The 11,074-nt window shown below is 63.1% G+C and carries 12 protein-coding genes; 9 read left to right on the plus strand and 3 right to left on the minus strand.

Features of this window, described 5'->3' with window-relative positions; all coding sequences use genetic code 11:
• The 9 genes from EN939_RS08065 to EN939_RS08110 form a co-directional block, all read left to right on the plus strand.
• A partial coding sequence (locus tag EN939_RS08065; RefSeq protein ID WP_245473063.1) for an ABC transporter substrate-binding protein occupies nucleotides 1-838 on the plus strand: 838 nt, incomplete at its 5' end.
• Nucleotides 828-1,772 carry an acetamidase/formamidase family protein gene (locus EN939_RS08070; RefSeq protein WP_127267604.1) on the plus strand — a complete coding sequence of 315 codons (945 nt, stop codon included), beginning with the start codon at nucleotides 828-830 and terminating at the stop codon, nucleotides 1,770-1,772. The genes EN939_RS08065 and EN939_RS08070, both read left to right, overlap by 11 nt.
• A 211-nt stretch (nucleotides 1,773-1,983) precedes the next feature.
• On the plus strand, nucleotides 1,984-3,747 hold the full coding sequence (locus EN939_RS08080) for an ABC transporter ATP-binding protein (RefSeq protein WP_127267605.1): 1,764 nt from the start codon (nucleotides 1,984-1,986) through the stop codon (nucleotides 3,745-3,747).
• A gap of 205 nt (nucleotides 3,748-3,952) precedes the next feature.
• On the plus strand, nucleotides 3,953-5,161 hold the full coding sequence (locus EN939_RS08085; protein WP_127267606.1) for an ABC transporter substrate-binding protein: 1,209 nt from the start codon (nucleotides 3,953-3,955) through the stop codon (nucleotides 5,159-5,161).
• 12 nt (nucleotides 5,162-5,173) lie between these two features.
• Nucleotides 5,174-5,953, plus strand: coding sequence for an ABC transporter ATP-binding protein (locus EN939_RS08090; protein WP_127267607.1), 780 nt, complete (start codon nucleotides 5,174-5,176; stop codon nucleotides 5,951-5,953).
• Nucleotides 5,946-6,656 carry an ABC transporter ATP-binding protein gene (locus EN939_RS08095; RefSeq protein ID WP_127267608.1) on the plus strand — a complete coding sequence of 237 codons (711 nt, stop codon included), beginning with the start codon at nucleotides 5,946-5,948 and terminating at the stop codon, nucleotides 6,654-6,656. The genes EN939_RS08090 and EN939_RS08095 overlap by 8 nt, the downstream gene beginning before the upstream one ends.
• A gap of 7 nt (nucleotides 6,657-6,663) precedes the next feature.
• Nucleotides 6,664-7,551: a branched-chain amino acid ABC transporter permease gene (locus EN939_RS08100; protein WP_127267609.1), complete on the plus strand. Its 888-nt coding sequence runs from the start codon at nucleotides 6,664-6,666 to the stop codon at nucleotides 7,549-7,551.
• A gap of 22 nt (nucleotides 7,552-7,573) precedes the next feature.
• Entirely contained in the window at nucleotides 7,574-8,545 is a 972-nt protein-coding gene (locus tag EN939_RS08105; RefSeq protein WP_127267612.1) for a branched-chain amino acid ABC transporter permease, read from the plus strand.
• A 177-nt stretch (nucleotides 8,546-8,722) separates the two neighbouring features.
• Nucleotides 8,723-9,781 (plus strand): aminopeptidase, encoded by a 1,059-nt coding sequence (locus EN939_RS08110; protein WP_127267613.1) that lies wholly within the window; start codon nucleotides 8,723-8,725, stop codon nucleotides 9,779-9,781.
• A gap of 85 nt (nucleotides 9,782-9,866) precedes the next feature.
• Here the strand turns inward: EN939_RS08110 and EN939_RS08115 are convergent, their stop codons facing one another.
• From EN939_RS08115 to EN939_RS08125, 3 genes are all read right to left on the minus strand, one after another.
• Nucleotides 9,867-10,100 (minus strand): hypothetical protein, encoded by a 234-nt coding sequence (locus tag EN939_RS08115; protein ID WP_127267610.1) that lies wholly within the window; start codon nucleotides 10,098-10,100, stop codon nucleotides 9,867-9,869.
• Nucleotides 10,101-10,204: 104 nt separating this feature from the next.
• Nucleotides 10,205-10,588, minus strand: coding sequence for an SMU1112c/YaeR family gloxylase I-like metalloprotein (gloA2, locus tag EN939_RS08120; protein ID WP_127267611.1), 384 nt, complete (start codon nucleotides 10,586-10,588; stop codon nucleotides 10,205-10,207).
• A 95-nt stretch (nucleotides 10,589-10,683) separates the two neighbouring features.
• A partial coding sequence (locus EN939_RS08125) for a ketopantoate reductase C-terminal domain-containing protein (protein ID WP_272483083.1) occupies nucleotides 10,684-11,074 on the minus strand: 391 nt, incomplete at its 5' end.

The following is an 11,074-nucleotide window of genomic DNA, read 5'->3' on the forward strand; positions in this document are numbered from 1 at the left end:
TCCGCCGGCAAAATTCCAGGAGGTGATGGCCGATCCGGAGCAGAAGGCGCGCGTCGTCGAAGGCGGCCAGCTGCACACCGGCTATGTCACCATGAACACCACCATGGCGCCGTTCGACAATGTGAAGGTGCGTCAGGCGGTCAACATGGCGATCAACAAGGCGCGCATCATCCAGATCATCAACGGCCGCGCTGTGCCGGCCAACCAGCCGCTGCCGCCGTCGATGCCGGGCTACGACAAGGAGTACAAGGGCTATCCCTATGACGTCGCCAAGGCCAAGGCGCTGCTTGCCGAGGCCGGCCATCCCGATGGTTTCGACACGCAATTGTTCGCCATGAACACCGATCCCAACCCGCGCATCGCTCAGGCGATCCAGCAGGATCTGGCGGCGATCGGCATCAAGGCCAGCATCCAGTCGCTGGCTCAGGCAAACGTCATTGCCGCCGGCGGCGACAAGGCCGGCGCACCGATGATCTGGTCCGGCGGCATGGCCTGGATCGCCGACTTCCCGGATCCGTCGAACTTCTACGGCCCGATCCTCGGCTGCGCCGGCGCGGTGCCGGGCGGCTGGAACTGGTCGTGGTACTGCAACAAGGATCTCGAGGCCAAGGCGGCCGAGGCCGACTCGGTGGTCGACCCGGCCAAGGCCGGCGAGCGCGACAAGATGTGGAGCGCCATCTACGACAAGGTGATGGAAGACGCGCCCTGGGCGCCGGTCTTCAACGAGCAGCGCTTCACCATGAAGTCGACGCGCATGGGCGGCGCCGACAACCTCTATGTCGACCCGGTCCATATCCCGATCAACTACGACAATGTGTACGTAAAAGATGTGCAATAACTGCGACTACACCATCCACGGGCGCCAACATCATTTCGGCTGGGACAATTCGTTTGTCCCGGCCGAGCGGGTGGCGCCCGGCTCGACCATCGAGTTCCAGTGCCTCGATTCCTCCGGCGGCCAGTTGCAGGCCGACAGCACGGTCGCCGACGTCGCCAGGCTCGACTTCGCCACCGTCAATCCGGTGACTGGGCCGATCTTCGTCGAGGGCGCCGAGCCGGGCGATGCACTGAAGGTGACGATCGAGATGTTCAAACCATCCGGCTTCGGCTGGACGGCCAACATTCCCGGTTTCGGGCTGCTCGCCGACGACTTCAAGGAGCCGGCGCTGAACATCTGGAAATACGACGCCGTCTCGCTCGAGCCGGCGCTGTTCGGCAAAAATGCGCGTGTGCCGTTGAAAGCCTTCGCCGGCACCATCGGCAACGCGCTGGCGGAAAAGGGCCACCATTCGGTGGTGCCGCCAAGGCGCGTCGGCGGCAATCTCGACATCCGCGATCTCGCCGCCGGCACCACGCTGTACCTGCCGGTGGAAGTGGCGGGCGCACTGTTTTCGGTCGGCGATACCCATGCCGCGCAAGGCGACGGCGAGGTTTGCGGCACGGCGATCGAAAGCCCGATGGACGTCGTGCTCAAGCTCGATCTGGTCAAGGATGCCAGGCTGAAGACGCCGCGCTTCACCACGCCAGGCCCGGTGACGCGCCATCTCGACGCCAAGGGTTATGAGGTGACGACCGGCATCGGCCCGGACCTGATGGCGGGCGCCAGGGAAGCGGTCGCGCAGATGGTCGACCTGCTCGCCGGGAGGTACAAGATCGACCCGGTCGAAGCCTATATGCTGGCCTCTGTGTGCGGCGATCTCAGGATCAGCGAGATCGTCGACATGCCGAACTGGGTGGTGTCGTTCTATTTTCCGCGCTGCGTGTTTGAATGATGTCAAGTCGGCGCTGCACCCCCCTCTGTCCTGCCGGACATCTCCCCCTCAAGGGGGGAGATCAGATGTCACTTCGGCTTTCGCCAATCTCTAATGTTGCAAGGGGGAGCGCCGGCCCACGTGACGGCCAATCTCCCCCCTTGAGGGGGAGATGTCCGGCAGGACAGAGGGGGGCGTGCCGGAATAAACCTCTCAGAACTTTGCCTTTGCAATGACCTCAACCCCCAAACCCGTCCTCGACATCGCCAACCTCTGCGTCAGCGTGCGCGGCGAGGACGGCGAGCGCGAGGTCGTCTCCGACCTGTCGCTGACGCTGGCGCGTGGCGAGACGCTCTGCATTGCCGGTGAATCCGGCTCCGGCAAATCGATGACCGCACTGGCCATCATGCAATTGCTGCCGCAGCCGGCGGCGCGCATATCGTCTGGGAAAATCCATCTGGGCGATACAGATCTGACGACTCTCGACGAGCGCCGGATGCGGCGCATTCGCGGCGACCGCATCGCCATGATCTTCCAGGAGCCGATGACCTCGCTCAACCCGGTGCTGTCGATCGGCCGGCAGCTCACCGAATCCATCGAGGCACACACCAGCCTGTCGCAGGGCGAAGCTCGTCAGCGCGCCATCGAGGCGTTGAAGGCGGTGCGCATTTCAGAGGCCGAAAGCCGGCTAAAGCAGTTTCCGCACGAACTGTCCGGCGGCATGCGCCAGCGGGTGATGATCGCCATGGCGCTGGCGCTCGAGCCGGACGTGCTGATCGCCGACGAGCCGACGACGGCCCTCGACGTCACCGTGCAAGGCGAGGTGCTGGAGCTGCTGCGCGACCTGCAGCGCCAGCACGGCACCAGCGTCATCCTGATCACCCACGACATGGGCGTCGTCGCCGAAATGGCCGACCGCGTCATCATCATGCGGCATGGCCGCATGGTCGAAGAGGGAAGAACCGCTGACATTTTTGCCAGGCCGCAAGCCGACTACACGCGCGAACTGCTTGCCGCCGTGCCGCGCATCGGCAGCGGTATCGGCCGCCAGAAATCCAGGGATGTCGAGGCGGCGGCGCCGGCCAATGTCGCCGAGGTCAAGGACCTGCATGTCCGCTTCGACCTGCATGGCGGCTTCTTCGGCCGGGTCACCCGCCGCGTCCACGCGGTGGAAGGCGTGACCTTCTCGATCGCGCCCAACGAGACGCTGGCGCTGGTCGGCGAATCCGGTTGCGGCAAGTCGACAACCGCCAAGGCGTTGGCCGGACTGGTGCCTTACAGCGGAGGCGTCGTCATCGGCGGCCGCAATTTGTCTGGCCTTGGCCGCGACGAGCGCAAGGCTGTGCGCCGCGACGTGCAGATGATTTTTCAGGATCCCTACGCCTCGCTCGACCCGCGCATGCGCGTCGGCGACCTCGTCGCCGAGCCGCTGCTGATCCATGGCATCGCCTCGAAGCAAGAACGCAGCCAGCGTGTCGCGGCGCTGTTCGAGCGCGTCGGCCTGTCGGCTGACCAGATGGATCTCTATCCGCATGAATTCTCCGGCGGCCAGCGCCAGCGCGTCTGTATTGCACGCGCTCTTGCGCTGCGGCCGAAGCTGATCATCGCCGACGAAAGCGTCTCGGCGCTCGACGTCTCGGTGCAGGCGCGTGTGCTCGATCTGTTGAAGGAATTGCAACGCGAATTCGGCGTCGCCTATCTCTTCATCTCGCACGACATGGCGGTGGTCGAGAACATCTCCGACCGCGTCGCCGTCATGTATCTCGGCCAGATCGTCGAAATGGGCACGCGCGACCAGGTCTTTTCCAACCCGCGCCACCCCTACACCAGACGCCTCATCGAAGCCGTGCCGGTGCCCGATCCAGCCAAGCGAAGAAGCCGCTTCGCCCGCCTGGACCAGGAGATCCCGAGCGCCACCCGCAGGATCGGCGAGGCGCCGTTGAAACTGGCGCTGAGGGATTTCGGCAACGGCCATCTCGTCGCCGCCGAGGGCTGAGCCGGCACTGCCGCCGGCGGTTCACGTGTTTGTGTCTCTATCTCGTGCTCAAGGCTCGCGTTCCGCCGCCAAACCGTATCGCTTCGAGCACGAAATCCCTAACGGCCTCTTGCCCTCTGTCCCTATCTTCCTCATGTTCAATACCATTGCGATGATCGATCGTAGGAGGGTCGGTCGGATTCATCGCTATGGGAGGAAGTCAACCATGAAGGTAAGCCTTTTCGTTTCCGCGGCACTTCTCGCCGTATCCGCGATCCCCGCCTCGGCCGCTGAAATTTCCGACGGCAAGGTCAAGATCGGCATCCTCAACGACCAATCGGGCGTCTACGCCGATTTCGGCGGCAAGTGGTCGGTCGAGGCGGCCAAGATGGCGGTCGAGGATTTCGGCGGCAAGGTGCAGGGAGCGCCGATAGAAATCATCAGCGCCGACCACCAGAACAAACCGGATATCGCCTCCAACATCGCGCGGCAGTGGTATGACACCGAGCAGGTCGATGCCATCATGGAACTGACGACCTCTTCGGTGGCGCTCGCCGTCCAGGGGATTTCCAAGGAAAAGAAGAAGATCGACATCGTCACCGGCGCGGCGACCACGGAGCTGACCGGCAAACAATGCTCGCCCTATGGCTTCCACTGGGCCTATGACACTCATTCGCAAGCGATTGGGACAGGCGGCTCTCTCGTGCAGCAGGGCGGCGACAGCTGGTTCTTCGTCACCGTCGACTATGCATTCGGCTATTCGCTGAAGGATCAGACCACCAAGTTCGTCGAGAGCCATGGCGGCAAGGTGCTGGGCGAGGTGCGTTATCCCCTGGGATCGACCGATTATTCGTCCTTCCTGCTGCAGGCGCAATCGTCGGGCGCCAAGGTCATCGGCCTGGCCAATGCCGGCCTCGATACCTCCAACTCGATCAAGCAGGCGGCCGAATTCGGCATCGTGCAGGGCGGTCAGCGTCTTGCCGCACTCCTGTTCACGCTGGCCGAGGTGCATGGGCTTGGCCTTCAAGCGGCGCAGGGCGTTGTGCTGACCGAAGGCTATTATTGGGATCGCGACGACAAGAGCCGCGAATTCGGGCAGCGCTTTTTCAAGCGCACCAACCGCATGCCGAACATGATCCAGGCCTCGACCTATTCAGCGGTGACGCAGTACCTGAAAGCGATCGACAAGGCCGGCACGGACGAGACCGAAGCCGTCGCCAAGCAACTGCATTCGATGCCTGTGGACGACGCCGCGATAACCAACGGCAAAGTGCAGGCGGACGGCAACATGGTCCACGACATGTACCTCTATCAGGTCAAGTCGCCAGCCGAGAGCACCAAGGAGTGGGACTACTACAAATATCTCGCCACCATTCCTGGCAACGAGGCCTTCCTGAGCGAAAAGGAAAGCGGCTGTCCGACGGCCGGCCAGTGATCGGCGCGGCCGATGGCGCCGACTGACCTGAGCGCGAACGAGCCGCCTGTGGTGCTTTCCGCCCGCGGGTTGCGGCGTGACTTTGCCGGCTTCATCGCCGTGAAAAACGTCGATCTGGATGTTCGCCATGGCAACATCCATGCCCTGATCGGACCCAACGGCGCCGGCAAGACGACCGTCTTCAACCTGCTCACCAAGTTCCTGGCGCCGACCAGCGGCAGGATCGAGCTGCTTGGCCACGACATCACCCGCACGTCGCCGGCCAGGGTCGCGCGAATGGGTCTGGTGCGCTCGTTCCAGATATCGGCGATTTTTCCGCATCTCAGCGTGCTCGACAATGTGCGCGTCGCCCTGCAGCGGCCGGGCGGGCTCAGCGTTCAGTTCTGGCGCTCGCTGGCGGCGCTCGACCGGCTGACGCCGCGCGCCGAGGAATTGCTGCGCTCGGTCGGTCTCGACGACGCCAGGAACAGGCTCGCCGGCGACCTTTCCTATGGCAGGAAACGCGTGCTCGAGATCGCCACGACCCTGGCGCTCGATCCGAAAGTGCTGCTGCTGGACGAGCCGATGGCCGGCATGGGGCACGAGGACGTGGCCACGGTTTCCGACCTTATCCGTTCGGTGGCCAAGGATCGCGCCGTGCTGATGGTCGAGCACAATCTGACTGTGGTGGCCGACCTTTGCGACTGGATAACGGTCATGCAGCGCGGCGAGGTGCTGGCCGCCGGCGACTACGCCACGGTCAGCCGCGACGAGCGCGTCAAGATCGCCTATATGGGCACCGCCGATGACTAGTACCGCACCTCTGCTTGCCGTCAGCGGCCTCAACGCCTGGTATGGCGAGGGCCATGCGCTGCACGGCGTCGATCTGGAAGTGTATTCCGGCGAGACGGTCACACTGCTCGGCCGCAATGGCGTCGGCAAGACGACGACGCTGCGGGCCATCATGGGGCTGATCCGCAAGCGAACCGGCGGGATCGCCTTCGACGGCCAGGATCTGATGCGGCTGCCGCTGCACCGCACCGCGCATCAGGGCATCGGCTTCGTGCCGGAGGAGCGCGGTATTTTCGCCACGCTGACCGTCGACGAGAACCTGGTTCTGCCGCCGGTCGTGGCCGAGGGCGGCATGAGCGTCGAGGAGATATTCGATCTGTTCCCCAATCTGAAGGAGCGGCGCAACAGTCCCGGCACCAGGCTGTCGGGCGGCGAACAGCAGATGCTGGCGATCGCGCGCATGTTGAGAACGGGTGTGAAAATGCTGCTTCTCGACGAGCCGACGGAGGGGCTCGCTCCCGTCATCGTGCAGCGCATCGGCGCGTTGCTGGCGACGTTGAAAAAGCGCGGCATGACGATCCTGCTGGTCGAGCAGAACTTCCGCTTCGCCAGCCGTGTCGCCGATCGTTTCTATCTGATGGAGCACGGCAAGGTGGTGGCAGGGTTCCCGGTCGGCGAGTTGCCGGACCGCATGACGCAGCTCCACGAAGTCCTGGGTGTATGATGGCGCCATGACGATGATCTTCGGCATCCCCGTTCAGGCCTTCCTCGGCCAGTTGCTGGTCGGCCTGATCAACGGCTCGTTCTACGCCATGCTGAGCCTGGGCCTGGCCGTCATATTCGGCTTGCTGCGCGTCATCAATTTCGCCCATGGCGCCCAGTATATGCTCGGCGCCTTCGTCGGCTATCTGCTGCTCACCTATCTCGGCATCGGCTACTGGCCGGCGCTGATCCTTGCGCCGCTGATCGTCGGTGTCTTCGGCATCGTGGTCGAGCGCCTGGCGCTGTCGCGGCTGTACGATCTCGACCCGCTCTACGGGCTGCTCTTCACCTTCGGCCTCGCGCTCGTGCTCGAAGGCATCTTCCGCTACTATTACGGCGTCTCGGGAAACCCCTACGCGGTGCCGCCACTGCTTTCGGGAGGCACCAATCTCGGCTTCATGTTCCTGCCCAACTATCGCGGCTGGGTCGTCGTCGCCTCGCTGATCGTCTGCTTCGGAACCTGGGCGCTGATCGAGAAGACCAGGCTCGGTTCCTACCTGCGCGCCGCAACGGAGAATCCCCGCCTCGTCCAGGCTTTCGGCGTCAACGTGCCCTTGCTGCTGACCCTGACCTACGGCCTCGGCTCCGCGTTGGCTGGGCTTGCCGGAATTCTGGCAGCGCCGATCTATCAGGTGAGCCCGCTTATGGGGTCGGATCTCATCATCGTCGTCTTCGCCGTCGTCGTGGTCGGCGGCATGGGATCGATCCTCGGCGCGATCGTCACCGGCTATATGCTTGGCCTTGCCGAGGGCCTGACCAAGGTCTTCTATCCCGAGGCCTCAAACCTCGTGGTCTTCGTCATCATGGCCATCGTGCTTCTGGTCCGGCCGGCCGGCCTGTTCGGAAGGGACGCCTGACATGTCGGAAGAGACATCTGACATGTCGGAACTGACGCTTCGCGAGACATCGGCCAAAACGTCGGCACGGCTTGAATGGACGCTGGTCGGGCTCGGCATCCTGGCGCTGCTGGTGGCGCCTTTCCTGGTCTATCCGATCTTCCTGATGAAGATGCTGTGCTTTGCGCTGTTTGCCTGTGCGTTCAATCTCCTGCTTGGCTACACCGGGCTGCTGTCGTTCGGCCACGCCACCTTTTTCGGCGGCGCCGCCTACTTCACGGCGCATGCCGTCAAGGTCTGGGGCTGGCCGCCGGAAGCCGGCATTCTGCTCGGCATGGCGGGTGCGGCCCTGCTTGGCTTCGTCATGGGCTTCTTCGCCATTCGCCGGCAAGGCATCTATTTCGCCATGATCACGCTGGCGCTGTCGCAGATGTTCTTCTTCTTCTGCGTGCAGGCGCCGTTCACGCAAGGCGAGGATGGCATCCAAGGTGTGCCGCGCGGCATGCTGCTAGGCGTCCTCGACCTGAACGTCTCGCTGAACATGTATTATTTCGTGCTGGCGGTGTTCCTCGTCGGCGTCTTCGCCATCTGGCGCATCGTCAATTCGCCGTTCGGCATGATCCTGCGCTCGATCCGCGAGAACGAGAACCGCGCCATTTCGCTGGGCTATTCCGTCGCCAACTACAAGCTCGGCGCCTTCGTCATGTCGGCGGCGCTGGCCGGGCTGGCCGGATCGCTCAAGGCGATCGTTTTCCAGTTCGCCACGCTCACCGACGTCACCTGGCAGATGTCGGGCGAGGTGATCCTGATGACGCTTCTGGGCGGCATCGGCACCATGGTCGGGCCGATCATCGGCGCCAGCCTTGTCATCGGCCTGGAAAACACGCTTGCCACTTCCGGCTTTCCGGTGACCATCGCCACTGGCCTGATCTTCATGGTGTGCGTGCTCGTCTTCCGGCGCGGCATCGTCGGCGAATTTTACGCGCGGATTTTCAAGCGGGCGGGAAAGGACTGATCAGCTGCAGGTTGATGGGACGCGGCTTGCGCGTGATGACGCATGCGTCTCCCCAATGAGCACCTGTCCGGATACTTCAGAAAGCTATAGACCTCGATCAAATCGATGCGACTGCTTGCGACCTGGGGCAATTGCGACTCCATCGGAACGGGTGAGCACTGCTTTGGGCAAATCGTGATGCGCGCATTCTTTCGATTGCTTGTCGTTGTAATCGTGGCGTCCGGCGTGACCGGTTGCACCAGTATTTCCTACTACGCGCAATCCGTGCAGGGCCATCTGCGGATCATGACGGCGCGCCAGGATGTCGGAAAACTGATCGAGGATCCGTCGACGCCGAAGGCATTGCGCGCGCGAATGGCATCGGCGAGCGCTATACGACAGTTCGCAACGGATGAACTGGCGCTGCCCGACAACAACAGCTACCGCAGCTATGTCGACATTGGTCGGGACTCGGTGACATGGGCTGTCTTCGCCGCGCCGGCATTTTCGCTGACGCCGCGAACATGGTGTTTTCCTGTTTTCGGCTGTGTTCCCTACCGGGGGTATTTCTCCAGGAAGTCCGCGACTGAAACCGCTGTCGAACTTCAAGGACAGGGCATGGACGTCTATGTGACGGGCATCACGGCATATTCCACGCTTGGCTGGTCGAGCGACCCGCTGCTCAGCACGATGTTCGGCCAGGATGAAACCTATCTCGCAGCGCTGGTGTTCCATGAACTGGCCCACCAGCGCGTCTACGTGCACGACGATTCCGCATTCAACGAGGCGTTCGCTGTCGCCGTCGAAACAACCGGCGTGAAAAAATGGCTGCGCGCGGCTGGCGATACCGCCGCATTGCGCCGTTACGAAGCCGCCCGGAGACGCAAGGCTGAATTTCTTTCGCTGGTGTCGCGGACCCGGGACGAGCTGGCGCAAGTCTATTCCAACGCCGGCACCTCGGAGCAAAAACTGGCCGCGAAGACGGCCGCGATTGAACGGCTGCGGATGCGCTACCGACACATGCGCGACAGGCGCTGGGGCCGATACCGGGGATACGATGCCTGGTTCGCTTCCCCGATCAACAATGCAAAGCTCGCCGCGACGTCCGTCTATAGCGATCGGGTGACCGCGTTTCTGCGCCTGTTCGACTTGTGTTCGGGCGACTATGTCAGGTTCTATGCGTCAGTCCGACGGATTGGCGCACTGGACCAAGCTCACCGCGTCGATGCACTTGCGGCGGCAGATCGCTGTTATTGAGCCGGTCAAAAGGGATGGCCCGAAGCGTCGGGGAACTTGCGTCCGAAACCAACCAAATCGCGCGATTGAGATCGCCCGCGCGGTTCTACTGGTCCGAGAACTTCACGCTCACGCCGCGCTGCCGAAAATAAGCCTGCATCAACTTGCGGCCCGAGCGGTTGTTCTGCGCCAGCTTGGCCGGATCGAACACCGCCTGTTTGATCCCTTCTCGCGTCAGCGCCGCCTTAAGCGCCGCGATATGTGTGTCGATGTCGGCATTGTCCGCCCGGAGCGAGGCATAGATGCTCTCGGTCGCCTCGGCCACGGTCAGTTCGCTCATTGGTGTCGTCCTTTGGTTGGTTGGGCGGCGCTTAGCACAGATTCGCGGTCCGCCGATACCGAGACCGTCAGTACACAGCGCCCGTCGCGAAAGCGAACCGTTCCTTATGGGGCTTCGTAGAGTTCCAGCGGCAATCCATCCGGGTCCCTGAAAAAGGTAAACCGTTGGTCCGTATATGGGTCGATCCGGATAGGCTCGACGGCAACGCCTGCGGCTTCCAGGCGGATAATTACGGGCTCAAGATTAGCCACAGCGAATGCCAGATGTCTCAGGCCTGTAGCCTCTGGGTGGGATGGCCGCATCGCTGGTGCAGGGAAGGAGAACAATTCCAGTTGGGCCGACCCGATCCGCAGATCCGCTTTCCATGACTGCCGCTCCTCCCGATAAACCTCCCGGATCAGATCGAGGCCGAGGAGTTCGACGTAGAACTGTCGCGACCGGTCGTAGTCGGTGCAGATGAGCGCGACGTGGTGAATGGCGTTCAGCATGCTGCTAACCTTGGTCAAGCTGGGATATGAGGCCAAGTTGCTTCAAGGCCTGGATCGTCGCGCGCCACGGCTCTGATTTGCCCTGTCCTTCCACCTCACCGATAACACCCGCGTTCCACCGCCAGCCGCCGCACCAGCGCCAGCACGGCATCGATGGTCGGGGTCGGCTTGTCCGTGAGCCGGCCAAGTTCCTGCACCGCGCTCACCAGCGCGTCGATCTCCATCGGCCTGCCGCGCTCCAGGTCCTGCAGCATCGAGGTCTTGTGTTCGCCGACATCGCCGGCGCCCTTGATGCGCCGGTCGACCGCTATGGGAAAACGCACGCCGAGGCTTTCGCCGATCGCCTGCGCCTCCAGCATCATGGTGCGGGCGAGCGCGCGGGTGCCATCGTCGGCGACAATCGCGGCCAGCGTGCTGCCGGTCAGCGCCGAGATCGGGTTGAAGGAGAGATTGCCCCACAGTTTTACCCAGATTTCGCTGCGGATG

This window comes from Mesorhizobium sp. M7A.F.Ca.CA.002.05.1.1 (assembly GCF_003998335.1).
GTDB lineage: Bacteria > Pseudomonadota > Alphaproteobacteria > Rhizobiales > Rhizobiaceae > Mesorhizobium.

What these genes read in the sequence shown, in the direction of transcription:
- EN939_RS08070 (WP_127267604.1), top strand. Translation starts at nt 828, where the DNA reads ATGTGCAATAACTGCGACTACACCATCCACGGGCGCCAACATCATTTC.
- EN939_RS08080 (WP_127267605.1), top strand. Translation starts at nt 1,984, where the DNA reads ATGACCTCAACCCCCAAACCCGTCCTCGACATCGCCAACCTCTGCGTC.
- EN939_RS08085 (WP_127267606.1), top strand. Translation starts at nt 3,953, where the DNA reads ATGAAGGTAAGCCTTTTCGTTTCCGCGGCACTTCTCGCCGTATCCGCG.
- EN939_RS08090 (WP_127267607.1), top strand. Translation starts at nt 5,174, where the DNA reads ATGGCGCCGACTGACCTGAGCGCGAACGAGCCGCCTGTGGTGCTTTCC.
- EN939_RS08095 (WP_127267608.1), top strand. Translation starts at nt 5,946, where the DNA reads ATGACTAGTACCGCACCTCTGCTTGCCGTCAGCGGCCTCAACGCCTGG.
- EN939_RS08100 (WP_127267609.1), top strand. Translation starts at nt 6,664, where the DNA reads ATGACGATGATCTTCGGCATCCCCGTTCAGGCCTTCCTCGGCCAGTTG.
- EN939_RS08105 (WP_127267612.1), top strand. Translation starts at nt 7,574, where the DNA reads ATGTCGGAACTGACGCTTCGCGAGACATCGGCCAAAACGTCGGCACGG.
- EN939_RS08110 (WP_127267613.1), top strand. Translation starts at nt 8,723, where the DNA reads ATGCGCGCATTCTTTCGATTGCTTGTCGTTGTAATCGTGGCGTCCGGC.
- EN939_RS08115 (WP_127267610.1), bottom strand. Translation starts at nt 10,100, where the DNA reads ATGAGCGAACTGACCGTGGCCGAGGCGACCGAGAGCATCTATGCCTCG.
- gloA2 (WP_127267611.1), bottom strand. Translation starts at nt 10,588, where the DNA reads ATGCTGAACGCCATTCACCACGTCGCGCTCATCTGCACCGACTACGAC.